The sequence below is a fragment of the Nocardia sp. NPDC127579 genome, from assembly GCF_042672005.1.
In the GTDB taxonomy this organism is placed as follows: domain Bacteria; phylum Actinomycetota; class Actinomycetes; order Mycobacteriales; family Mycobacteriaceae; genus Nocardia.
This window is the reverse complement of sequence record NZ_JBHXVZ010000001.1, coordinates 1,037,434-1,060,085: the sequence shown is the minus strand read 5'-3', so window position 1 is coordinate 1,060,085 and position 22,652 is coordinate 1,037,434. Positions and strand designations below refer to the sequence as shown.

The window sequence follows — 22,652 nt, the reverse complement described above, 5'->3', positions numbered from 1 at the left end:
CCCGCTAGGGTGTATCCCGTGGCAGTGCATACCCACCCCGTCGGTTCCGCCTCCCACCAATCCCCAGGTGTCTTCGATCGTCTCGTCGGCCAGGATGCGGTCGAAGCCGAGCTGACGGCCGCCGCGATCGCGGCCCGCGCCGGGGTGGTGGAAGGCGCGATGACGCACTCCTGGCTGTTCACCGGTCCGCCGGGTTCCGGCCGGTCGATCGCGGCGCTGTGTTTCGCGGCCGCGCTGCAATGCACCGATGCCGGGACACCGGGTTGCGGTCGCTGTCACGCCTGCACCACGACCATGGCGGGAACGCACGGTGATGTGCGGCGGGTGGTGCCCGAGGGGCTGAGTATCAGCACCAAGGAGATGCGCGAGATCGTGCAGGTCGCCGCGCGCCGGCCCAGTACCGGGCGCTGGCAGGTGGTCGTCATCGAGGACGCCGATCGGCTGACCGAGGCCGCGGGCAATGTGCTGTTGAAGGTGGTCGAGGAGCCGCCGGACCGCACGGTGTTCCTGCTGTGCGCGCCGTCGGTGGATCCGGAGGACATCTCCATCACCCTGCGTTCGCGCTGCCGTCACGTGCATCTGGTCACCCCGTCGGTGCCCGCTATCGCGCAGGTGCTGCGCGACCGCGATCAGCTCGACGAACAGACGGCGTCCTGGGCGGCTTCGATCAGCGGCGGTCATGTCGGCCGGGCTCGCCGCCTGGCCACCGACGAGGACGCGCGCGCCCGCAGGCAGCGCGCGCTGGGGCTGGTGGCGGCGGTGGCCCGGCCCGGCGCGGCCTACGCGGCCGCCGACGAACTGGTGAAGTCCGCCGATGACGAGGCCAAGCAGATGAGCGCGGTCCGCGACGAGCGCGAACGTGAGGAGCTCGCGACGGCGCTCGGGGCCGGTGGTACCGGCAAGGGGGCGGCGAGTGCCACCCGCGGTTCGGCGGGTGTGCTGAAGGATCTCGAGCGTCGCCAGAAGTCCCGCGCCACCCGCACGGGCCGCGACGCCCTCGACCGCGCACTCATCGATATCGCCGGTCTCTACCGCGATGCACTCGCCGTCGGTTTCGGCGCGGCCCGCAACGGTTCCGGCGTCGCCCTCACCCACCCCGACCTGTCCGATCAGGTCCATGATCTGGCCGATCGTGTCCGCCCCGAGGGCCTGCTCCGCTCCATCGAAGCCGTCCTGGCCTGCCGCGAAGCCCTCGATACGAACGTCAAGCCCCGTTTCGCCCTGGCCGCCATGGTCGCCACCCTGATCGCCGCCCAGTCCACCTGACCTGCCGTTTTCGCGATCCGGACACCAAGACGATAGACTCGCGACGCCCGTAAGGGCACGCCGCCTTAGCTCAGTCGGTAGAGCGCTTCACTCGTAATGAAAAGGTCGGGGGTTCGATTCCCCCAGGCGGCTCCAGATCAGAGGCCCTTTCCGGTTCGCCGGGGAGGGCCTTCTGCGTCTCCGCTTGCCAGGAGTGCGACAAGCGCGGGGGCGACTCCCGGATTCCGGTGAAGCGCGGGATTCCATCGGGGCTTCGGTGTACCTGACCGCGGCTACCCCAGTGTCCATGCTTGCGCGATGTCGGCGAGGTTCCACCACGTAACATGTTGTGTATCAACCGATTCCAATGTCCATGCGGTGTCGAGGCGATCGAAGAACGCGTCATCGCCGGTCCGGCCGCCTCGAGGTTCGCCGATGTAGACGAGGTGCTTTCCGCCTGCTGCTTCGAAGGTCCGCAACGCATTCGACGCCATCGCATCGCCCCACCCCGGCGGCCAGCACATGAACAGGACCGCCTCCGCAGCGGGTTCTGCCGCGAACCGTGCCAGATCCCGGACCGGGAACCATTCATCTCGGATCAGTGCTTCGGAGAACGACGTGTTCCCGGTGCCGGGCGGATGCGAGTCGAAGGCTGAGACGTCCACGCCGGCGTGGGCCAGCCGCCCGCTCCAGTAGCCGCGCCCCGCGCCCAACTCCAGTACCTTGCGTCCGTCGGCGAACCCGCGGATCCACGCGATGGTCTCCGGTGACGGCACCGCGTAGGCGAAGATGTCCTGCAAGATCGTCTCCGCGTACGCCAGCCGCGCACTTCCACCTGGCATGCCGCCGTCGATCACGCGCCGACCGTCGACCTCGCTCAGCGACGGTCTCACGATGTCCCAGTACGGATTACCCGTCGATGACTCACCACCTGTCGTGTAATGCAGGACGCGCAGGTCGAAGGCCGCGTCCGCATCCGGATCATCCGTCCCGCGCAGCCGAGGCGCCACGTCCAGATACTCCGCGAGCTTCGGATACCTGACGCGCAGACGCCGCGCATTCCCCAGCAACTCCGCCAGTTCGGTCCGCCGTTCCGCTGTCAGCACAAGACCCGTCATGTCAGCGATTCTCCCGGCGCCGCGCCATTTCGCGGCCCGCTATCGCTGACATCGACGGCCGAGGTAGGGGTTGGCGATCAGGGTGCTCGGCCAGTCGCGGCGAATGCTCTGGAAGACCGGCGAATCCGGGGCGGCGAACACGACGTGCCGGCAGGCGGGTGGTGGTGATCGGACGGGCGGCGGTCTAGGCGCCGATCGGCTTGCCGAAGAACGACATGATGGTTTCGCCCAGGACAGAGCCCGCGTAGGGGAGGACGCCGGGGGCGGCGGCCATGGACGGGACGTCGGTGGTGCTGCAACCGGGTTGGGCGGGAACGCCGTCGAGGCGGTCACGCAGCCAGAGCAGGGCGGCGGGGCCGCCGCTCACTTCGGCGACGATGTGTTCGCTGGCCCAGTCGCGGGTGTATTGCACCTGGGTGCCGGGGGTGGCGCAGTACGCGTCGACCATGGCGTTGGCGGAGCCGAGGGGCAGGATCTCGTCCCAGCGTGAGTGCCACACGAACATCGGCATGTCGGGGACGGTTTTGCCGAGGCGGGTCTCCTCGATGACGCGCCGCACGGCCGGGTCGTCGAGCGGGTCGCCCTGCGTGCGCAGCATGCCCTTCAGATTCAGGAAGGGCAGCAGGGCGGACTGGTATTGGACGCACAGCGGGCCCTTGGCGATCATGAGCGCGCGGCCGAGCGGATCGATGGTGCGGTCGATGAACTCGGCGAAATACGGGTATTCGCGGGTCAATCCGATGACGGCGGCGAAGACCAGTGCGGCGGTGGCCTGATTGTTGGCCATGTTCAGCGCGGCGGCGAGGTCGGGACCGTTGCCGCCGGTGGCGGCGGCGACCACATTGAGTTCCGGCGCGTAGCTCTGCTTCAGTTCGGCGGCGTGCTGGGTGGCCAGCGCCCCGCCCGAGTAGCCGTACATGCCGACCGGCGCGTCACCGACGCCGAGCGGTTCGAACGCGGTGGCCGCGCGGATGCCGTCCAGGGTGATCCGCCCGGCGAGCGGCCCGGCCGCGTACGCCGAGTTGGGTCCCTGATGGTCGGGGATGACGACGGCCCAGCCCTGTTGCAGCGCGGCCTGGGCGAAGACGAATTCGGCGGGGGCCACGATCTGACCGGCGAAGCTGGCGACGGACAGGAATTGCAGCGCGTAGGACGGCGCGCAGTAGCCCGCGAGCGAGTCCTCGGCGATCTGCACCGACAGCAGTTTGCGGGGCTCGGGACTGACGCCGCGCGGTTTGAGCAAGGTGGCGACGGACGGAATCGGTTGTCCGGCAGTGTTGTTGGAGCGGTAGGAGACCTGCCAGGCGTCGACGTTGAGTGGGATGATCCCGAGGTTGGCGACCGTGATCTGCCGGGCCGCGATGAGCCCGCCGGGCGGGGTGTTCGCGACCACGTCGGCGGGCGGCTGGTAGAACGCGGCGTCGAATTCCGGTGGCAGCGGGACCGGGGCCGGGGCCTGGATCCTCGGTTGGGTTTCCGGTTCCGCGACGGCCGTGGTGGTTCCGGCCAGTAGCGCGCTCATTCCGACTAGCGCGGCCGCGGTGCGGCGTAGCGCGCGTGATCTCCACATGGTCATCCCTCGACCCACATCCTTGCCTTCGCATTGAGACACCTGCGTCTCAATGGTGGGGGCAACTATGGCACGAACGTGACGGGGATCGCAATCAGTGGTCGGGAATCAGCAAGGCGAACAGCAGCGTCGAGAGCATGTCGACCAGTGCTCCGACGGGCGGCCGGTGCTCGTCCATGCTCCAGTGGTGCGCCGCGCCGTTGAGCGCACCGATGAATCCGGCCATGGCGGTGGGCCAGCCGCAGGCGGGGGCGTGGACCTCGGGGATGTTCGAGGCGATGGCCTCGATGGTGCGCGCCCATTCATCGCGCACATCGAGCCGGTGCTGTTCGACGCGATCGCTGACGCCGACGATCTCGACGTAGGCGATCTTGGCGCGGCGGATATCGGTGACCACCGCGTGCAAATAGGCGGTCAGACCGGCCGATACCAGCTCACGAGCCGAACCGCCGGGATGCTCGGCCACGGCCGCCGCGACGGCCGTCCGCGCGGCCTGCTGCGCCGCGTCGTAGGCGGCGATCAGCAGGTCCTCGCGGCTGGAGTACTCCTCGTAGAACTGCCGCCGGGACAGTCCCGCCGCCGAACAGATCTCTGTCACAGAGCTTTTCGCATACGATCTGGCGGCGAACACGGTCAGTGCCGCGTCGATGAACAGGGCGCGCCGTTCGGCGCGGCGTTCCGGGACCGACTGTCCGGCGTAGCTGTGTCTGGTCTGCGGCGTACCCATCGCCGCTCAGCGTAGTGCTCGGTGTCAGAGGCAGGCGGCCGCGCCCGCGTTGCCCTCGGCGAAGTCGCGGGTTTCGGGGGTGGGGTTCCACAGGCCGTCGGTCTTGGCGTAGGACCAGGTGGGGCCCTGTTCGACCAGGGTGGCGACGGCCTGGATCAGGCGGTCGACATCGGCGGTGCCGGTGCCGAGGCCGACGCTGGCGCGCAGCGCGCCGTCCAGGCCCAGGCGAGCGAGCAGGGGATGGGCGCAGAAGCGGCCGTCGCGAATGCCGATGCCGTGTTCGGCGGACAGGTAGGCGGCGACTTCGCCGGGCGCGAATCCGTCGAGGGTGAACGCGACGATGCCGACGATGTCGGGGCTGTCGGACCACAGCCGCAACTGGGTGACTCCCGGAATGGCGGCCAGGCCAGCGCGCAGGCGGTCCGCGAGCGTGCGCTCGTGGGCCACGAGGGTTTCGGGGGCGATCTGACACAGGGCGTCGCAGGCCGCGGCGAGGGCGGCGGCGCCGAGCACATTGGGCGACCCGGCCTCGTGGCGCTGCGGCGCGGGCGCCCAGCGCGCGTCTGTGGTGGTGACCTCGCGGACCGCGCCGCCACCGGCCAGATAGGGTTCGGCCCTATCGAGCCAGTCGCGTCGGCCGACCAGCACGCCCGCGCCGAAGGGGGCGTAGAGCTTGTGCCCGGAAAACGCGAGATAGTCGATGCCGGTGTCGCGCAGGCTGATTCGGCGGTGCGGCGCCAGCTGTGCGGCGTCGACCAGGATGCGCGCGCCGCACTGGTGCGCGATCTGGGCGAGCCGGTCCAGCGGGAGCACCTCGCCGGTGACATTGGAGGCGCCGGTGACGGCCAGCAGCGCGGCGGGCTTGCTGCACAGTTCGGCGACCAGCAGCCGGACGGTCTCCTCGAGGGTGTCGGCGGCGCGCACGACGCGGCGGCCATGGCGGGTCCAGGGCAGGAAGTTGGCGTGATGCTCGATGTCGAGGACCACGGTGTCGCCGGGGACGCAGGCGGCGAGCAGGTTCAGCGAGTCGGTGGTGTTGCGGGTGAAGATCACGACCTGGTCGTCCTCGGCGTCCAGGAAACGGGTGACCGAGCCGCGCGCCGACTCGTAGCTCTCGGTGCAGACGCGGGAGGCGTAGCCCGCGCCGCGGTGCACGCTGGCGTAGAACGGCAGCAGCTGTTGGACCCGGTCGGTGACCTGGGCCAGCGCGGGTGCGCTGGCGGCGTAGTCGAAGTTGGCGTAGGTGGTGGTGCCGCCCTGTACCAGGGGGACCTGGAGGTCGTCGCCGGAGACGCGGGCGAGCGGGGCGCAGGTCTGGGTGGCCACAGTGGTCATCACGAAAATCCCGTCGATTCAGGGACCCGCAATCGAGAGATCGGTCGAGTCCGCGCTTGCCGCGCCCGAGTGGGCGAACGGCCGGGTCGTCACCCGGAGCACCCCGCCGCGGAGGAGGGTTGCCGACCAGCTAGCCGGGGCTTAGCGCTGGTACTCATGACCTGAAACGAGAGTGGCAGACGTATCGGCGGCCTGTCAACCGCAGTTTCGCCGAGTCGCGCACTGCATGAAAATGCAATTGAGAGAATAACCTTGCATTCTTGGGGCGAATGCGGTCCCATGGAGAGGTGACTCCCTCGCTGCTGCTCAGCTTCATCGGCCTGTGCATCCTGCTCTCGATCACGCCCGGCCCGGATACCTTCCTGGTACTGCGCTACTCGTTCGCGGATGCCCGACCGGGGATCGCGGCGGCGGTGGGTTCGGCGCTGGGCGGCCTGGTCTGGGCGGTGGTCGTCGCGGCGGGGGTCGCCGCTCTGCTCGAGCAGTCGGCCACGGCCTATCGGCTGCTCAAGCTGATCGGCGGAATGTACTTGCTGTACTTGGGAATTCGCGCGCTGATCGACCTGCGCAAGCAACGCCGGGCGGGGGCGGCGGACCAGGCGGGGCAGGCGGCCACGCCCGTGCCCGCGCCCATTCGCTCGGCGTTCGCCGCCGGGCTGGTCTCCTGTCTGTTCAACCCGAAGGTCGGGCTGTTCTATCTGGCCGTGCTGCCGCAATTCCTCACCGAGGTCACCTTCGCCGGCACGCTGGCCCTCGGCGCCATCGAATCCGGTATCGCCGCCATCGAAATGGTGCTGGTCGCGGTGCTCGCGTCCCGCGCCGTGGCGCTGCTGCGGCGCCCCGCGGTGCGGGACCGGCTCGAGCAGGTCTCCGCCGGAATCCTCGCCGCGCTCGGTATCGGCACCGCGACCTCGGCCGCCTAGCGTCCAGCGTCGGCACCGGTACCGGAGGTACCGTGGACAGTTGGTCACCGCCTTGTTTGCCCACTGGTAACCCTGGTCGTGCATCATCTGCGCCGTCCCGGGCTAACCGGGACCGCGCGCAGCACCCGGCGGCCGCCGGGTGCGACGAGGGTTTCGACGCGGAAGCTCGGCGCTGGTAGGTCGATGAGAGGTGGGCAGGACGGATGCTCCAGCCGGAGGTCGATGCGGTAGCGAGCGGGGGAGCGCTCCCGGATCCGCTGCTGCGCGCGGAATTCGCGCCGCCCGCACGGACACTGGTCGATATCCTGGCCGCCACCGCCGCCACCTACCCCGACGCGCCCGCCCTCGACGATGGAACCACGGTGCTCGGCTACACCGAACTGCTGGCCGAGATCGACACGGTGGTGGGGCGATTGGCCGCCGCGGGCGTCCGCGCCGGCGACCGGGTCGGGGTGCGGATGCCCTCGGGGACCAGCGAGCTCTACGTCACGATTCTTGCCGTACTGCACGCCGGTGCCGCCTACGTGCCGGTCGACGCCGACGATCCCGACGAGCGGGCCCGGCTGGTCTTCGGCGAGGCGCGAGTCAGCGCGATCGTTACCGCCGCGGGGATCGAGCGCGGCGAAAATGCTACGGGCGCAGCCGAATCCACGAACCTGCCGACCCCCGGCGACGACGCCTGGATCATTTTCACCTCGGGCTCCACCGGGACGCCGAAGGGCGTCGCGGTCACCCACCGCAACGCCGCGGCGTTCGTCGACGCCGAGGCCCGGCTATTCCTCCAGGACGCTCCGATCGGCCCGGGTGACCGGGTGCTGGCCGGACTGTCGGTGGCCTTCGACGCCTCCTGTGAGGAAATGTGGCTGGCCTGGCGGCACGGCGCCTGCCTGGTCCCGGCGCCGCGCGCGCTGGTGCGCACCGGCGCGGATCTGGGGCCGTGGCTGGTGCGCCGGGAGATCAGCGTGGTGTCGACCGTGCCGACACTGGCCGCCACCTGGCCGGCCGAAGCGCTGGACTCGGTCCGACTACTCATCTTCGGCGGCGAGGCGGTGCCGCCGGAACTCGCGGAAAAGCTTGCGGGAAACCGGGATCCGGACTCGGTGCGCGAGGTGTGGAACACCTACGGCCCCACCGAGGCCACGGTGGTCGCGTGCGCCGCGCTGCTCGATGGCACCTGGCCCGTCCGGATCGGCCTGCCGCTGGACGGGTGGGATCTCACCGTGGTGGACGCGGCCGGAAACCCGGTGGGGGCGGGCGAATCCGGTGAACTCGTCATCGGCGGTGTCGGGCTGGCGCGCTATCTCGATCCGGCCAAGGACGCGGAGAAATACGCGCCGCTGCCCTCGGTCGGGTGGGAGCGCGCCTATCGCAGCGGCGATCTGGTCCGCAACGACCCGCAGGGCCTGGTCTTCCTCGGCCGGGCCGACGATCAGATCAAGCTGGGCGGGCGGCGGATCGAACTCGGTGAGATCGACAACGCGCTACAGCACCTGCCCGGCGTCACCGGCGCGGCGGCGGCGATTCGGACCACGAAGGCGGGCAACAAGATCCTGGTCGGATACCTGACCGGTCCGGGCCCGGACTTCGACGCCGCGGCTGCCAGATCCCTGCTGGCGGACCAGCTTCCGGCACCGTTGGTACCACGGTTGGCGGTGGTGGCGGAGCTGCCCACCCGCACCTCCGGCAAGGTCGACCGCGACGCCCTGCCGTGGCCGCTACCCAAGCACAAAGACGCCGACGCGGACCCAGGGCTCTCCGAGACCGCGCAGTGGGTCGCGGGGCTGTGGGATTCGATCCTCGGCGCGGAGGCCACCGGAGCGGGCAGCGACTTCTTCGACCTCGGCGGCGGTTCGCTGTCGGCCGCTCAGCTGGTGGCGGCGCTGCGCGAACGCTACCCGCGGGTGGCGGTCGCCGATCTCTACGATCATCCGCGCCTCGGCGCGCTGGCCGAATTCCTGGACGCCAGCGCACCGGCCGAAGCCGTCGACGCACGCGTCGTATCCCCGACACCGTTGCGCGCCCAGGCGTTCCAAGTCCTGGCCACCATTCCGCTGACGACGCTGACCGGCATGCAGTGGCTGACCTGGCTGGCGATCGTCGGCAATATCGCGGCCCGCTCCGGCGCGCTGCCGTGGCTGCCGCACCTGTCCTGGTGGTGGGCGCTGGCGGCGTTCCTGCTGTTCATCTCCCCGCCCGGGCGGATGGCGCTGTGCGTCCTCGGGTCGCGGGTGCTGCTGCGCGGTGTCGAGCCGGGCAGTCACCCGCGCGGTGGCTGGGTGCACCTGCGGCTGTGGGCCGCGGTCCGGCTCTCCGAGGCCAGTGGCGCCGAGAACCTTTCGGGCGCACCGTGGATGGTTCCGTTCGCGCGTGCGCTCGGCGCGAAGATCGGCGCGGGCGTCGATCTGCATACGCTGCCGCCGGTGACCGGGATGCTCGAACTCGGCGACGGGTGCAGCATCGAACCCGAGGTCGATCTGTCCGGCTACTGGATCGACGGCGACCTGGTGCACATCGGCCCGATCACCATCGGGGCGGGCGCGGTGGTGGGCGCGCGCTCGATCCTGCTGCCCGGCACCAAGATCGGGAAGAACGCGGAGATCGCGCCGGGCTCGGCGGTGTCCGGCAAGGTCAAGGCCGAGCAGGAGTGGGCGGGCTCGCCCGCGGTGAAAGTCGGCAAGGCGCGGCATCGCTGGCCCGACAGCACCCCGGCCCGGGCCGCGCACTGGGTGCTGATCTTCGGGGTCACCTCGATGGTGCTGGCGGCGGTGCCGATCCTGGGTATCGGCGCGGGCGGCGCGTTCATCGCCTGGTGGGTTCGTGACACCGCCACACTCACCGCCGGATTGGCCCGTGCTTTCGCGATCCTGCCGGTGGCCATGCTGCTCAGCCTCGGCCTCTACGCCGCGATCACGATCGTGGCCGTGCGGCTGTTCAGTATCGGGCTGACCGAGGGGTATCACCCGGTGCGCAGCCGGGTGGGCTGGCAGGCCTGGTCCACCGAGCGGCTGCTCGACGGCGCGCGCACGTTCCTGTTCCCGCTGTACGCCAGCCTGCTCACCCCGGTCTGGCTGCGACTGCTCGGCGCCAAGGTCGGCAAGCGGGTGGAGGCGTCGACGGTACTGCTGCTGCCGAAATTCACCACGGTCGCCGACGGCGCGTTCCTGGCCGACGACACCATGATCGCCAGCTACGAGTTGGGCGGCGGCTGGCTGCGAATCGGCGAGGCGAAGGTCGGCAAGCGGGCGTTTCTCGGTAACTCCGGGATGACCGCGCCGGGTCGCCGAGTGCCGAAGAATGGCTTGGTAGCGGTACTTTCGGCCGCGCCGAGCAAGGCGAAGGCGGGTTCGTCGTGGCTGGGCAGCCCGCCGGTCCGGCTGCGCCGCGCCTCCGAGAGCGCCGATACCGAACGCACCTTCGATCCGCCGACGCGGCTGCGGGTGGCCCGCGCGATCGTCGAAACATGCAGGCTGATACCGGTTTTCGTGACCTTCGCGATCGGGCTCGCGGTGCTCTTCGCACTGGCCTGGCTGGCGCAGCGCTTCGGTCACCTGACGGCCGCGCTGCTCAGCGGCGTGGTGCTGCTGGTCGCGGGCGCGTTCGCCTGCGGTACCGCGGTGGCCGCGAAATGGCTGCTGGTGGGCCGGATCCCGGCCGAGGAGCATCCGCTGTGGAGCTCGTTCGTCTGGCGCAACGAGGTCTCCGACACCTTCGTCGAGACCGTGGCCGCGCCGTGGTTCGCGCGCGCCGCGACCGGCACCCCGGTGCTCAATGTGTGGCTGCGTGGACTCGGCGCGAAGATCGGCCGCGGGGTATGGTGCGAGTCCTACTGGCTACCGGAGGCGGATCTGGTGACACTCGGCGACGGCGCGACCGTGGAGCGGGGCTGTGTGGTGCAGACCCATCTGTTCCACGATCGCATCATGGCCATGGACACCGTCACCCTCGATCCGGGCGCCACGCTCGGCCCGCACTGTGTCGCGCTGCCCGCCTCCCGGATCGGCGCAGGCGCCACCATCGGGCCCGCCTCGCTGGTCATGCGCGGTGACGCGGTGCCGCCGTCGACTCGCTGGTGGGGCAATCCCATCGCGCCGTGGACGGGTGACCCGGGAACGGGGCGTTGATGCCGGGGAAGTTCTACGAGTCCCCGATCGATGAATACCTGCCGCAGAACGGCAACCGCGGTTACCGGGTCTCGCGCTACGAGCTGACTCTGGTGTACAAGGTCGCCAGCAACCGGCTCACCGGCCGCGCCGAGATCACCGCGGTCAGTACCGCGGCCCGGGACCGGTTCGCCCTGGATCTGTCCCAATCACTGAGTGTCAGTAAGGTTTTCGTCAACGGCGCGAAGGCCGCGCGGTACGTCCATCAGCGCGGCAAGCTGGTGATCACGCCCGCGCAGAAGATCCCGGCGGGCGGTGCGCTGGTGCTGGTGGTCCAATACGCGGGTGTGCCGAAGCCGGTGCGGGGTCCGTGGGGCGAGGTCGGCTGGGAGGAGCTGACCGAGGGGGCGCTGGTGGCCAGTCAGCCCAATGGCGCGGCCTCCTGGTTCCCCTGTGATGATCACCCGAGCGCCAAAGCCAGCTTCCGCGTTTCGATCACCACCGACAGCCCGTTCTACGCCCTGGCCAACGGCACCCTGCTGCGCAAGCAGACCAAAGCCAGCCAGACCACCTGGGTGTACGAGCAGTCCGAGCCGATGTCGACCTATCTGGCGACGATCCAGATCGGGCCCTATCAGAAATACCGGCTGGGTCCGGGGCCGGTGCCGATGCAGGCCGTGCTGCCCACCCGGCTGCGCGCCGCGTTCGAGCACGATTTCGCGCGACAGCCGCAGATGATGGAGTTGTTCGTCGAGCGGTTCGGGCCATATCCGTTCGACGCCTACACGGTGGTGGTCACCGATGACGAACTCGAGATTCCGATCGAGGCGCAGGGGATCTCGGTCTTCGGCGCGAATCACTGCGACGGCCGCCGGGGCGCGGAGCGGTTGGTGGCGCACGAGCTGGCGCACCAGTGGTTCGGCAACAGCCTCACCATCCGGCAGTGGCGCGATATCTGGCTGCACGAAGGTTTCGCCTGCTACGCGGAATGGATCTGGTCCGAGGCGTCCGGCGGGCCCACCGCCGACCAGCAGGCGCGGGCGGCCCGGCACAACCTGTCCCGGCAGCCGCAGGACCTGCTGCTCGGCGACCCTGGCCCGCTGCACATGTTCGACGACCGGGTGTACAAACGCGGCGCGCTGACCTTGCACGCGCTACGCCTGGAACTGGGTGACCAGGCATTCTTCGACCTGCTGCGGGAATGGACCGCGCGCTACCGGCACGCCTCGGTCGACACCGAGGAGTTCACGGATCTGGCCGGGCACTACAGCACGGTGCCGCTGCGGCCGCTGTGGGACAGCTGGCTGTATCGCGAGCAACTGCCCGCGCTGCCGCCGCCCGCGCGCTAGGAGACCAGGTACCGGGTAGCGAGTTCCTCGACCAGCGGGTCGTTGTCGGCGACGCTGTCGAGATCATCGAGGTCGGTGGTCAGCGCAATCTGGCGTGGATCGTCGAGTTCGGAGTCGGGAGCGCCGTCTTCGGCGAGCTGACGCAGGATCTTGGCGCGGACACGTGCTTTCAAGGAGTCACTCATGGTCGACGCGTGCCCTCTCTGCCGGTGGCCCAATCAGACCGGGGCGAGCCAGGTGCCCCACGGTGTGTTGCGCAGGACCGAGTAGATCACCACCAGGATAAGCGTGATCACCAGTGCCGGGCGGTTGACCTGCGGGATTGTCATGCGCTGCCCGCGCCAGGCCCGGACCGTCCACAGGCCGACGACCATCGCGAAGGTGACCAGCAGCGGGATGGCGAGCAGATTGCTGTGCAGCGAATCGATGATCCGGCCGTCGGTCAGGTTGTGCACCGCGCGCATGCCGCCGCAGCCGGGGCAGTAGATCCCGGTGGCGAAGTAGAGCGGGCAGTAGCCGTAGGACCCGTCCACGTGTGGGTCCCGGAAGTGCAGCAGCGCGACCGCGCCGATGCCCGCGGCGGCGGTGAGCAGGGGCGCGGGCAGGGCGCGCCAGCCCGAATGCTTCGCCGGGGGGACGGCCGGTCCGGAGAAGAGGTGCGTGCTGTCCACGAGTCTCAACGGTAGTCGCGTAACCGCCCGGCGGGCCAGTCCGTGCGTGATCCCGCGAAAGTGGTTCGACGGGCTGATTTTTCGGGTATTCCAGCATTCGAGCCGGGATTTTCCGTCATCGAGTGCTTGCCCTAGCTAGCAGGCAGCTTGCACTGTTACTGTGGCGGCAGACACAAAGGAGTGCTCGAAATGCTGGTCACGTCAATGAAGACGTTGGCGGGGGTGCGTGCCGCCGAACCGCTGAACGCCGCCTATCGCGCCGCGCTGCGGAACCGCACCTTCGAAACCGCCGCCTTCAACAAGCCCGCGGCGCCTGCCGAGGTTATCCCGGTCACCACCGTCGACGGTGTACGTCTGCGGGTGCACGCCTACGGTCCCGCCGACGGCGAGGTCCTGGTGTTGATCCACGGCTGGAGTTGCAGCCTCGAGTACTGGAATCCGCAGATCAACGCCTTCGCCGACCGGTACCGCGTGATCTGCTACGACCAGCGCGGGCACGGCGAGAGCCAGTTCGGCCGCCGCATGCCCGGCGCGGACACCCTCGCCGACGATCTCGCCAGCGTGCTGGACGCCACCCTCCCGCGCGGCCGCCGCGCCGTGCTGGTCGGCCACAGCATGGGCGGATTCACCGTGCAGGCCTGGGCTGCCCGCTATCCGGAGCAGGTGCGCGAACGCGCCGCCGCGGCCGTACTGCTCAATACCGCCGCCGCCGATATCCCGCAGGAGATGGACCTGCTGCCGCTGCTGAACAAGCCGCTGGTGCTCGGCGGGCGTCCGGTCAGCCTGCTCGGTGCCGAGCTGCGCATGCCGACGCTGGTCGGCCGCACCGTGCTGACCACCCCGGTCCCGCTCACCGGAATCGCACCCGTGCGCGCGGCGTTCAAGGCTCGCGTGCTGACCGGCCGGGCCACCGCCGACGAGGTGGATTTCGGGCTCTCGATCGTGCGGGCCTGCCGTCCGCTGATCCGTGGGCTCTACGCCGCCGCGCTCGCCGACCTCGATCTCGGCGACTCCGCCAAGTATCTGACCGTGCCCACCACCGTCATCGCCGGATCCGCGGACCATCTGCTGCCGGAACGGATGAACGCGCCGATCGTCGCGGCCCTGCGTGGCGCCGGAAGTCTGGTGGGCTATCACATCTGGCCGACCGGGCATCTCGGCAATATCGAGGCCGCCGATCGGTTCAACGGCGAACTCCGGTCGGTGCTGGAATCCGCGAACCAGCAGGCCGCTGCTGCGGTGTGAGCTCAGAGCCCGGAGGAGGTAGCGCAGCGTGACCATGAAGGGCGTCGCGAACACCGCCGATGGGGCGCAGCGGTCTGACACTCGTTTCTCCTGGAGCGGTCAACGACGCCCGGTCCAGAGGTAACGCCACAGGAAAGCCCCGCAGCTCCTCGTGGAGATGCGGGGCTTTCCTTGTCGGGTCAGTCCAGTTCGACCGGGCGGTGATAGCGGCCGTTGTAGTAGAGAAGTGGTGCGGCGGCGGGCTTTTCGTCGGTCTGGTCGTGCACCCGGGTGACCAGGGCGACCACGAAGGTGTGATCGCCGATCGGGATGAGCTGCTGGACCACGGCGCGGAACCAGATCGGGGTGCCGTGCAGGACCGGCTCTCCGGTGTCGAGCGTGGTCCACAGTGAGTGATCGGTGAAGCGTTCCTGGGCGCGACGGGAGAAGCGCTGCGCCAGGTGTCGCTGGTGCTCGCCGAGGATGTGCACGACCACCGAGTCGGCGTCGAGCATGGCTCGGATGCTCGAGGACGTGTTCGCGATATTGAACGAGATCAGCGGCGGCGTCAGCGACAGTGACGCGAACGAGGTGGCGGTGAATCCCACTGGGCCGCCGGGGGAGTCGAGCGTGACCACGGTGACGCCGGCCGAATAGTGGCGCATGGAGGCGCGATAGAGCTCGGCGGTGATGCCGCTCAGGTCATCCGGGACGGTGAGGCCGGTTGTCTCGGGCGGTGGTACTTCGGTCACACGACGAACCTACGCCCCGTTCGTCCGGCTCGGTTGGTTCCGGTCGCGGCGCCGCGCCTGGGCGTCCGCGTTGACCTGTGGTTATTCCGTCGGAAGTGATTCGGTCCACGTCGAATCGAACTCGTTCGGGCACGGCGAAACCCGCGCAGTACGCTGTACAAATGACTGACTGGAAAGCCTTCACTGTCGAGACCGAGGACCATGTCGCGCAGGTGACGTTGACCGGTCCCGGCAAGGGCAACGCCATGGGCCCGGATTTCTGGCGTGAGCTTCCGCTGATCTTCGCCGAGCTCGACGCCGATCCCGAGGTGCGTGCCATCGTGCTCACCGGTTCGGGCGAGCATTTCTCCTACGGCCTGGATCTGCCCGCCATGGCCGGGACCTTCGGCCCGCTGCTGGGTGAGCAGGCACTGGCCGCGCCGCGCACCGATTTCCTCAAGGAGATCCGGAGCATGCAGGCCGCGGTCACGGCGGTGGCCGACTGCGGTAAGCCGGTGATCGCGGCGGTCTCGGGCTGGTGCATCGGCGGCGGCCTGGATCTGATCGCGGCCGTGGACATCCGCTACGCGAGCGCGGAGGCCAAGTTCAGTCTGCGTGAGGCGAAGGTCGCCATCGTCGCCGATATCGGTTCGCTGCACCGCCTGCCGGGCATCATCGGCGAGGGGCAGCTGCGCGAACTCGCTTACACCGGCAAGGACATCGATGCCGCGCGTGCCGAGCGGATCGGCCTGGTCAACGAGGTGTTCGCGGATCAGCGGGCGGTGCTGGACGCGGCGTACGCGACCGCCCGCGAGATCGCGGCGAACCCGCCGCTGGTGGTGCAGGGCGTCAAGGATGTGCTGGATCAGCGTGCCAAGTCGACGGTGGCCGAGGGGCTGCGCTATGTGTCGGCGTGGAACGCGGCGTTCCTGCCGTCGGAGGATCTGACCGAGGCCATCCAGGCCGTGTTCCAGAAGCGCGAGCCGCAGTTCAAGGGCCGGTAAAGCCCTGGAAATCGTTTGCCCTTTCGCGACGCGCTGAGTATTACTTGTATCAAGCAACTAATTGATTGATACAAGTAAAGGTGGCCACGGGTGGACGCTGACGAGCAGGTAGTCGACACCATCGCGGTGCAACTCACGCGGCTGCAACGGCTGCGTGAACGCGCGGCGATGCAACTGCGCAACGACTCCGGCGTCGACCCGGCCGCCTTCGCGATCCTGTTCCGGTTGCTGTGCGACGGGCCCATGCGCTCGGGCGCACTGGCCGAGGCACTGCACTCCGATGCCTCGACGATCAGTCGACAGGTCGCCCACCTGGTGGAACGTGAACTGCTCGAGCGCACCGCCGACCCGGCCGACGGCCGGGCCTCGGTCCTCGTGGTCACCGGCCGCGGCCGTGAGATCGCCGAGGAGATCCGGCGGCGGCGGCGCGTCAACCTCACCCGGGTGATGGCCGAATGGGAGCCGGGGGACCGGTCGCAATTCGCCGAGCTGCTGCGGCGGTTCGTCGACGACTTCGACCGGGCCCGGCCCGCCATGATCACCGTCGCGGACGCGAACGACAGGGAAACGGAGCACGCCTCTTGAGCACCACCACCACGGCGCCGGTGGACACGCAGTCCAGCTTCAGCCACAGACAGATCCTTACGATCATGAGCGGCCTCATGCTCGGCATGCTGCTCGCCTCGCTGGACCAGACCATCGTCTCCACGGCGATCCGCACCATCGCCGATGACCTGCACGGCTATTCCATGCAAGCCTGGGCGACCACCGCCTACCTGATCACCGCGACCCTGGCGACACCGCTGTACGGCAAGCTGTCGGACATGTTCGGCCGCAAGCCGTTCTTCATGGCCGCGATCGGACTGTTCGTCGTCGGCTCGCTGCTGTGCACGCTCGCCCAGTCGATGTATCAGCTGGCGGCCTTCCGTGCCTTCCAGGGGCTGGGCGCGGGTGGTCTGATGTCGCTGGCACTGGCCATCCTCGGCGATATCGTGAGCCCGCGCGAACGCGCCCGCTACCAGGGCTATTTCCTCGCGGTGTTCGGCACCTCCAGCGTGATCGGGCCGGTGCTGGGCGGGCTGTTCGCCGGGCAGGACACACTGCTGGGCGTGGCCGGCTGGCGCTGGGTGTTCCTGGTGAATGTGCCGCTGGGGCTGGTCGCGCTGGCCGTGGTGTCGCGGGTGCTGCGGCTGCCGAAGAAGCCGCACTCGACCGACCGGGTGGACTGGTGGGGCGTGCTGGTGCTGGCCGTGGGGCTGGTGCCGCTGCTGATCGTGGCCGAGCAGGGTCGCGAATGGGGTTGGCGCAGCACGGCTTCCATCGCCTGCTATGTGATCGGCGTGGCCGGCGTGCTCGGCTTCATCGTGGTGGAGAAGGGGCTGAAGGACACGGCGCTGATCCCGCTGCGGATCTTCGGCAATCGCACCTTCGCGCTCGGCGTGGTCATCTCGTTCGTGGTCGGCTCGGCCATGTTCGGCGGCATCTCGCTGCTGCCGCAGTACCTCCAGGTGGTCAAGGGCGCGAGCCCGACGCTGGCCGGACTGCAAATGCTGCCGATGGTGCTGGGCCTGATGTCGGGTTCGGTGCTGTCGGGTCAGCTGATCTCGCGTACCGGCCGCTACCGGATCTTCCCGATCATCGGCGCGAGCATGCTGACCCTCGGCCTGTTCCTGCTGCACTTCCTGGACGCGGACAGCCCGCTGTGGCTGGCCATGATCTTCATGGCCTGCACCGGTTTCGGGCTCGGCAACCTGATGCAGCCGCTGACCCTGGCACTGCAGAACGCGCTGCCGCCCAAGGACATGGGCGTGTCCACGGCCTCGGCGACGTTCTTCCGGCAGATCGGCGGCACCCTGGGCGTGGCGGTGTTCCTGTCCATCCTGTTCGCCCAGCTGACGCCGAACATCACCGATCAGATGACAGCCGCGGCCAAGGATCCGGGGTTCGGGCAGGCCGTCGCGGCCGGGCTGCACAGCAGCAACCCGGCGGACGCGGCGCTGGCGAAAGGTCTTGCCGCGCATGACACCTCCGCCGCGGCCGACGTGCTACAGGACAGTTCGATCATCCAGCAGCTGAGCCCGGAGCTGGCCCGGCCGTTCCAGGTCGGCTTCGCCGATTCGATGTCCTCGGTATTCCTCGCGGCGACCGGTCTCGCGCTGATCGGGTTGATCCTGGTGCTGTTCTGGAAGGAGGTGCCGCTGCGGACCGCCGGCGGCATCCAGGCCGCCAGGGCCGCCGAATAACTCACGGAATTCTCACGGATACTCCGGTAGTTGTGGAAGGTGCCGGGCCGCGCGTCCGCGATCCCCGAGCAGGCCGGGCGGTCCCGGCACAGAAAAGCGGGAAGTCCGGTGGGACTTCCCGCTTTTCGATCCGGATCAGTGTCCGCCGTTTTCCTGCAGGCGCTTGAACGACGCCTCCACCTCGGCCTCGGCCTCGGCCCGGCCGACCCACTCCGAGCCCTTGACGTACTTGCCCGGCTCCAGATCCTTGTAGCGCTCGAAGAAGTGCTTGATGTCGGCCAGCGCGTCGGCGGGGACATCGGCCAGATCCTGGATGTGATCCCAGCGGTGATCACCCGCGGGCACGCACAGCACCTTGGCGTCGCCGCCCGCCTCGTCTTCCATCTTGTACATGGCGACCGGCCGCGCCTCGACGATCACGCCCGGGAACACCGACGCGGGCAGCAGGACCAGCGCGTCCAGCGGATCGCCGTCCTCACCGAGGGTGTTCTCGATGAAGCCGTAATCGGCCGGGTAGACCATCGAGGTGTAGAGGTAGCGGTCGAGGCGCACGCGCCCGGTCTCGTGATCGACCTCGTACTTGTTGCGGGAACCCTTGGGGATCTCGATGGTGACGTCGAACTCCACGCCATCTCCTTCTTGCTACGGCTGTTGTCTCGAGCAGGCAGAACCGCCGACTCGCCAGGTTGTTCGGGAGAACGCTAGCGGTACGAGGATAGTGTGGGCGGTTGGGTTGCAGGACAGGTGCACGGGGAGTGCGCTTCGGCGAAGCCAGGGAGACGGCGGCACGTGGTAGGTGGCAACAACAGCAATGGTGGCCTGGCGCCCGCTCGACGGCGCAAAACATGGATTCCGATCGCGCTCGTGCTGGTCCTGCTCGGCGCGGGCGCCGGCGTCGGATTGGCAGTGCTGCGGCCGTGGACGCCGGAGTTCCGGCACGGCGGGCTGACGATCGCCGATCCGCCCGCCCCGGTGAAACCGGCGCCGCAGGTGGTGCCCGCCCCGCCGAACGCGCCCGCGCCGAGCGCGGCCGGTCTGGCGGCGGCGCTGGCGCCGGTCGTCGCGAATCCGGATCTGGGTGCGTTCTCCGGGATGGTCACCGACGCCGATACCGGAGCGACCCTGTGGAGCCAGGACGCCGACCGGCCGATGATCCCGTCCTCCACCGCGAAGATCCTGCTCTCGGCGGCGGCGCTGCTGGCGCTGCCCGCGGATTCCCGGGTCACCACCAAGGTGGTGACGGGCGCCGCGCCGAATGAGCTGGTATTGGTCGGCGGCGGCGATCCCACGCTGACGGCGCTGCCGGACGGCAAGGGCTACTACCCCGACGGGCCGCGACTGGCCGATCTGGTCGAGCAGATCCGCAAGTCCGGGCGCAAGGCCGACACCATCGTCGTGGACCTCACGGCCTACCGGGGCCCGATCATGGCGCAGGGCTGGGAGGACGGCGATATCCCGGGCGGCTCGATCGCGCCGATCGAATCGGTCATGATCGACGGCGGCCGGCTCGAGCCGCTGGTCGAATACTCGCCGCGCACAGCGACTCCCGGCCTGGCTGCGGGCCAGGCGCTGGCCGTCGCGCTCGGCCTGGATCCGGCGAACGTGCGGCTCGGTGTCGCCGCGCCCGCCGCACCGGAGGTGGCGCAGGTGAAGTCCGCGCCGCTCAAGCAGCGGCTGCACCAGTTGATGGTGCATTCGGACAATGTGCTCGCCGAGACCGTGGGCCGCGAGATCGCCAAGGCCACCGGCCACGAACCGTCGTTCGCCGGTGCGGTGGCCGCCATGACCGCCACCCTGAAGAAGGCGGGCTTCGATCTCAGCGGATTGGTCATGCACGACAACAGCGGTCTGTCCACCGACGATCGGCTGCCGCCGCGGCTGCTCGACCAGGTGCTGGCCACCGCCGCCCGGCCTACCGGCGATCAGCTGGTGCGGCCCGCCGGAACCAAGGCCGTGCCCGAGAACAGCCAGCTCGCAGCCACTTTGGCGCCGCTGCTGGACGATCTGCCGATCGCCGGGGCGACCGGCTCGCTGGCCGTGCGCTACGTCACCCAGAACCATGCCGCGGCGGGGTGGGTGCGGGCCAAGACCGGAACTCTGTCGGTGTCGAGCACGTTGGTCGGGTATGTGCTCGACCGTGACGGCCGGGTGCTGACCTTCGCACTGATGTCGAACGATCGGCCGCCCGAGGTGAGCAGGCCCGCCTTGGACGCCATCGCCGGCGCCCTGCGTAATTGTGGATGCTCGTGACGGGTGGTTGACCATGTTCGAGACAGGTTCGGCCGAAGGCGCCGACAAGGCGATCGGTTCCTCGGGTCCCGGAGCGGAGGAGAAGAGACGCCGCTCGTCGCTATCCGGTGCGATCGATTGGAAGCTGGCCGCGCGGACCGGCGGCGCGCTGGTGCCCCCCGGTCCGCGCGTCGCACGCGGGGCGGCCGAACAGGTGGTCGCGGAGCTCGCCGAGGCGTCGGTGCGCGCGGAGGGCCCGGTGCGCGCGGTGAGCGGTCTGCTCGATGATCGCCCGGTGCCGTCCGCCCGGATCGTGGATCGTCCGGGCTGGATCGCCGCCGCCGCCGAGTCGATGTCGGCGCTGACCGGGCCCGCCGAGGCGGGCAAGGAGCGCGGTCTGCTCGCCGGGAAACCCGCGGGCGTCCAGGCGGGCGCGATGCTGGCCTTCCTCTCGACCGCCATTCTCGGGCAATACGATCCGTTCACCGGCCCCGACGGCACCCTGCTGCTGGTCGCGCCGAACATCCTGGCCGTGGAACGCGCACTCGGGGTTTCGCCCGGCGATTTCCGGCTGTGGGTGTGCCTGCACGAGGTGACCCACCGCGTGCAGTTCTCCTCCGCGCCGTGGCTGTCGGAGTACATGCGCCACAATGTCGAGACGCTCGGCCAGGTCGCCGACGAACCGATGACCGAGATGCTGACCCGCCTGGTGGACGAGCTTCGCGAGCGCCGCCGCACCGGCGCCGACGATCCCGCCACGCGCGGCGTGGTCGGCCTGCTGCGCGCCTCCCAGCCGCCGGCCCAGCGCGAGGCGCTGGATCGGCTGCTCATGCTCGGCACCTTGCTGGAGGGCCACGCCGATCATGTGATGGATGCCGTCGGCCCCGAGGTCGTTGCGACGGTCGGCCAGATCCGTGCGGCGTTCGACAAACGCCGCACCCGTCCCGCCAATCCGGTCCAGCGGTTGCTGCGCGCACTGCTCGGCGTGGACGCGAAGGTCGCGCAGTATGTGCGCGGCAAGGCTTTCGTCGATCATGTGGTCGGCCGGGTCGGCATGCGAGAGTTCAATGTCATCTGGACCTCGGGTGAAACCCTGCCCCGCCCAGCCGAAATCGAGGATCCGGAGCTGTGGATCGCCCGCGTCCTGAACTGAGGAAGCCGCACCGTGCCCGCGGCTGACCCGCGGCGGTTGCCCGAGACCGCCGCGGTGCTGGAGATCCGTCGCGCCGTGCGGCGCTGGCTGGGTGCTTTCGCGCCGTCGGGCGCGGTCGCGGTCGCGCTGTCGGGTGGCGCGGATTCGCTGGCCTTGACCGCGGCGGCCGTCGTGGAGGCGGTCTCGGTGGACGCCTTGATCATCGATCATCAATTGCAGTCCGGGTCGGCCCGGGTGGCTGCCGAGGCCGCGGCGACCGCGCACCGGTTGGGTTGCCGGTCGGCGCGGGTGCTGACGGTGCGGGTCGGCGCGGAGGGCGGCCTGGAGGCGGCGGCCCGGCACGCGCGCTACGCGGGCTTGGACGCGGCCCGCGCGGGGTTGCCGGTGCTGCTCGGGCACACCCTCGACGATCAGGCCGAAACGGTGCTGCTGGGTTTGGCGCGCGGGTCGGGTGGGCGCTCGATCCAGGGCATGGCGCCCTACGCCGCGCCGTGGGGGCGGCCGCTGCTCGGTGTCCGCCGCGCGGTGACCCGCCGGTTCTGCGCCGACACCGAGCTGGCCCCGCACGAGGACCCGCACAATTCCGCTCCCGAATTCACCCGGGTGCGGCTGCGTCACGAGGTGTTGCCGCTGCTCGAGGACGTGCTCGGCGGCGGGGTCGGCCCGGCGCTGGCCCGCACGGCCGAGCAGCTGCGCGAGGACGGCGCGGCCCTGGACGAACTTGCCGATGGGTTGCTGCGCGCCGCGCGCCGGGACAGTGCCGAGACCCTTGCCGTCGAGATCCTCGCCACTGCGCCCGCGGCGCTGCGACGCCGCGCGATCCGTCTGTGGCTGCTGGCCGGCGGCGCGAAAGCGGTGACCGACAAGCATTTACGGGCGGTAGATGCCCTGGTCACGGACTGGCGCGGGCAGGGCGGGGTGGCCCTGGGCGGTGGTTCGCCGGGGATCAGGTTGGTTGCCGAGCGGGAACATGGCAGGCTGACCATGCGCAGACGCTGATGAATGACTGCGCGGTGACTGGGTTGGGAAC

At 69.7% G+C, this 22,652-nt stretch carries 19 protein-coding genes, 1 tRNA gene and 1 riboswitch; of the genes, 12 read left to right on the top strand and 8 right to left on the bottom strand.

The features are described 5' to 3' along the window. The first annotated feature begins 24 nt into the window (after nt 1-24). Entirely contained in the window at nt 25-1,266 is a 1,242-nt protein-coding gene (locus ACFVMC_RS04410) for a DNA polymerase III subunit delta' (protein ID WP_379207816.1), read from the top strand. Nucleotides 1,267-1,325: 59 nt separating this feature from the next. Next, nucleotides 1,326-1,401: transfer RNA gene (locus tag ACFVMC_RS04405), tRNA-Thr, on the top strand. A 137-nt stretch (nt 1,402-1,538) separates the two neighbouring features. On the opposite strand, the gene ACFVMC_RS04400 is transcribed toward ACFVMC_RS04405, so the two are convergent. The 4 genes from ACFVMC_RS04400 to ACFVMC_RS04385 form a co-directional block, all read right to left on the bottom strand. Continuing rightward, nucleotides 1,539-2,255, bottom strand: a complete 717-nt coding sequence (locus ACFVMC_RS04400; RefSeq protein ID WP_379206769.1) for a hypothetical protein — start codon at nt 2,253-2,255, stop codon at nt 1,539-1,541. A 292-nt stretch (nt 2,256-2,547) separates the two neighbouring features. Continuing rightward, on the bottom strand, nt 2,548-3,939 hold the full coding sequence (locus ACFVMC_RS04395) for a lipase family protein (protein WP_379206767.1): 1,392 nt from the start codon (nt 3,937-3,939) through the stop codon (nt 2,548-2,550). 88 nt (nt 3,940-4,027) lie between these two features. Beyond that, complete coding sequence (locus tag ACFVMC_RS04390; protein ID WP_379206765.1) at nt 4,028-4,660, bottom strand: TetR/AcrR family transcriptional regulator; 633 nt, start codon at nt 4,658-4,660, stop codon at nt 4,028-4,030. 24 nt (nt 4,661-4,684) lie between these two features. Then, nucleotides 4,685-5,995: an aminotransferase class V-fold PLP-dependent enzyme gene (locus ACFVMC_RS04385; protein WP_379206764.1), complete on the bottom strand. Its 1,311-nt coding sequence runs from the start codon at nt 5,993-5,995 to the stop codon at nt 4,685-4,687. Nucleotides 5,996-6,042: 47 nt separating this feature from the next. After that, a riboswitch (SAM riboswitch) is annotated at nt 6,043-6,157 on the bottom strand. 125 nt (nt 6,158-6,282) lie between these two features. On the opposite strand from ACFVMC_RS04385, the gene ACFVMC_RS04380 reads away from it, so the two are divergent. The 3 genes from ACFVMC_RS04380 (at nt 6,283) to ACFVMC_RS04370 (ending at nt 12,367) form a co-directional block, all read left to right on the top strand. Then, complete coding sequence (locus ACFVMC_RS04380) at nt 6,283-6,918, top strand: LysE family translocator (RefSeq protein ID WP_379206762.1); 636 nt, start codon at nt 6,283-6,285, stop codon at nt 6,916-6,918. Between the two features lie 203 nt (nt 6,919-7,121). Then, nucleotides 7,122-11,039 (top strand): Pls/PosA family non-ribosomal peptide synthetase, encoded by a 3,918-nt coding sequence (locus tag ACFVMC_RS04375; protein ID WP_379206760.1) that lies wholly within the window; start codon nt 7,122-7,124, stop codon nt 11,037-11,039. After that, a complete protein-coding gene (locus ACFVMC_RS04370) occupies nt 11,039-12,367 on the top strand; it encodes a M1 family metallopeptidase (RefSeq protein ID WP_379206758.1) in 1,329 nt (442 codons plus the stop codon). Before ACFVMC_RS04375 ends, ACFVMC_RS04370 begins: the two co-directional genes overlap by 1 nt. Here the strand turns inward: ACFVMC_RS04370 and ACFVMC_RS04365 are convergent. Together ACFVMC_RS04365 and ACFVMC_RS04360 are read right to left on the bottom strand one after the other, a co-directional pair. Continuing rightward, nucleotides 12,364-12,552: a hypothetical protein gene (locus ACFVMC_RS04365; protein ID WP_379206756.1), complete on the bottom strand. Its 189-nt coding sequence runs from the start codon at nt 12,550-12,552 to the stop codon at nt 12,364-12,366. The two genes, ACFVMC_RS04370 and ACFVMC_RS04365, sit on opposite strands and share 4 nt — an antisense overlap. A 33-nt stretch (nt 12,553-12,585) precedes the next feature. Continuing rightward, a complete protein-coding gene (locus ACFVMC_RS04360; protein ID WP_379206755.1) occupies nt 12,586-13,038 on the bottom strand; it encodes a DUF2752 domain-containing protein in 453 nt (150 codons plus the stop codon). A gap of 189 nt (nt 13,039-13,227) precedes the next feature. Between ACFVMC_RS04360 and ACFVMC_RS04355 the strand changes: the two genes are divergently transcribed. After that, nucleotides 13,228-14,283, top strand: coding sequence for an alpha/beta fold hydrolase (locus ACFVMC_RS04355; protein WP_379206753.1), 1,056 nt, complete (start codon nt 13,228-13,230; stop codon nt 14,281-14,283). A 179-nt stretch (nt 14,284-14,462) separates the two neighbouring features. Here the strand turns inward: ACFVMC_RS04355 and ACFVMC_RS04350 are convergent, their stop codons facing one another. Beyond that, entirely contained in the window at nt 14,463-14,927 is a 465-nt protein-coding gene (locus tag ACFVMC_RS04350; RefSeq protein ID WP_379207814.1) for a flavin reductase family protein, read from the bottom strand. 248 nt (nt 14,928-15,175) lie between these two features. Here ACFVMC_RS04350 and ACFVMC_RS04345 point away from each other — a divergent pair, with 248 nt between their 5' ends. From ACFVMC_RS04345 to ACFVMC_RS04335, 3 genes are all read left to right on the top strand, one after another. After that, nucleotides 15,176-15,997: a crotonase/enoyl-CoA hydratase family protein gene (locus ACFVMC_RS04345; protein WP_379206751.1), complete on the top strand. Its 822-nt coding sequence runs from the start codon at nt 15,176-15,178 to the stop codon at nt 15,995-15,997. A 90-nt stretch (nt 15,998-16,087) separates the two neighbouring features. Then, nucleotides 16,088-16,582, top strand: a complete 495-nt coding sequence (locus ACFVMC_RS04340; RefSeq protein ID WP_379206750.1) for a MarR family winged helix-turn-helix transcriptional regulator — start codon at nt 16,088-16,090, stop codon at nt 16,580-16,582. Nucleotides 16,583-16,647: 65 nt separating this feature from the next. Then, nucleotides 16,648-18,240, top strand: coding sequence for an MDR family MFS transporter (locus ACFVMC_RS04335; protein WP_379206748.1), 1,593 nt, complete (start codon nt 16,648-16,650; stop codon nt 18,238-18,240). 135 nt (nt 18,241-18,375) lie between these two features. Here ACFVMC_RS04335 and ACFVMC_RS04330 read toward each other — a convergent pair whose 3' ends face one another. Continuing rightward, nucleotides 18,376-18,867 carry an inorganic diphosphatase gene (locus tag ACFVMC_RS04330; RefSeq protein ID WP_379206746.1) on the bottom strand — a complete coding sequence of 164 codons (492 nt, stop codon included), beginning with the start codon at nt 18,865-18,867 and terminating at the stop codon, nt 18,376-18,378. A 162-nt stretch (nt 18,868-19,029) separates the two neighbouring features. Here ACFVMC_RS04330 and dacB point away from each other — a divergent pair, with 162 nt between their 5' ends. From dacB to tilS, 3 genes are read left to right on the top strand one after another with little or no spacing between them, the layout of a single operon-like run. Further along, nucleotides 19,030-20,490, top strand: a complete 1,461-nt coding sequence (gene dacB, locus ACFVMC_RS04325) for a D-alanyl-D-alanine carboxypeptidase/D-alanyl-D-alanine-endopeptidase (RefSeq protein ID WP_379206744.1) — start codon at nt 19,030-19,032, stop codon at nt 20,488-20,490. A gap of 13 nt (nt 20,491-20,503) precedes the next feature. Continuing rightward, on the top strand, nt 20,504-21,622 hold the full coding sequence (locus ACFVMC_RS04320) for a zinc-dependent metalloprotease (RefSeq protein ID WP_379206742.1): 1,119 nt from the start codon (nt 20,504-20,506) through the stop codon (nt 21,620-21,622). Nucleotides 21,623-21,634: 12 nt separating this feature from the next. Continuing rightward, nucleotides 21,635-22,621: a tRNA lysidine(34) synthetase TilS gene (tilS, locus tag ACFVMC_RS04315; RefSeq protein WP_379206740.1), complete on the top strand. Its 987-nt coding sequence runs from the start codon at nt 21,635-21,637 to the stop codon at nt 22,619-22,621. Nucleotides 22,622-22,652 lie beyond the last annotated feature (31 nt).

Excerpts from the sequence above, each read along its gene's own strand:
- ACFVMC_RS04375 (WP_379206760.1), top strand. The coding sequence starts at position 7,122 with ATGCTCCAGCCGGAGGTCGATGCGGTAGCGAGCGGGGGAGCGCTCCCG.
- ACFVMC_RS04320 (WP_379206742.1), top strand. The coding sequence starts at position 20,504 with ATGTTCGAGACAGGTTCGGCCGAAGGCGCCGACAAGGCGATCGGTTCC.
- ACFVMC_RS04365 (WP_379206756.1), bottom strand. The coding sequence starts at position 12,552 with ATGAGTGACTCCTTGAAAGCACGTGTCCGCGCCAAGATCCTGCGTCAG.
- ACFVMC_RS04395 (WP_379206767.1), bottom strand. The coding sequence starts at position 3,939 with ATGACCATGTGGAGATCACGCGCGCTACGCCGCACCGCGGCCGCGCTA.
- ACFVMC_RS04385 (WP_379206764.1), bottom strand. The coding sequence starts at position 5,995 with ATGACCACTGTGGCCACCCAGACCTGCGCCCCGCTCGCCCGCGTCTCC.
- ACFVMC_RS04355 (WP_379206753.1), top strand. The coding sequence starts at position 13,228 with ATGCTGGTCACGTCAATGAAGACGTTGGCGGGGGTGCGTGCCGCCGAA.
- ACFVMC_RS04390 (WP_379206765.1), bottom strand. The coding sequence starts at position 4,660 with ATGGGTACGCCGCAGACCAGACACAGCTACGCCGGACAGTCGGTCCCG.
- ACFVMC_RS04335 (WP_379206748.1), top strand. The coding sequence starts at position 16,648 with ATGAGCGGCCTCATGCTCGGCATGCTGCTCGCCTCGCTGGACCAGACC.
- ACFVMC_RS04345 (WP_379206751.1), top strand. The coding sequence starts at position 15,176 with ATGACTGACTGGAAAGCCTTCACTGTCGAGACCGAGGACCATGTCGCG.
- ACFVMC_RS04370 (WP_379206758.1), top strand. The coding sequence starts at position 11,039 with ATGCCGGGGAAGTTCTACGAGTCCCCGATCGATGAATACCTGCCGCAG.
- ACFVMC_RS04350 (WP_379207814.1), bottom strand. The coding sequence starts at position 14,927 with ATGCGCCACTATTCGGCCGGCGTCACCGTGGTCACGCTCGACTCCCCC.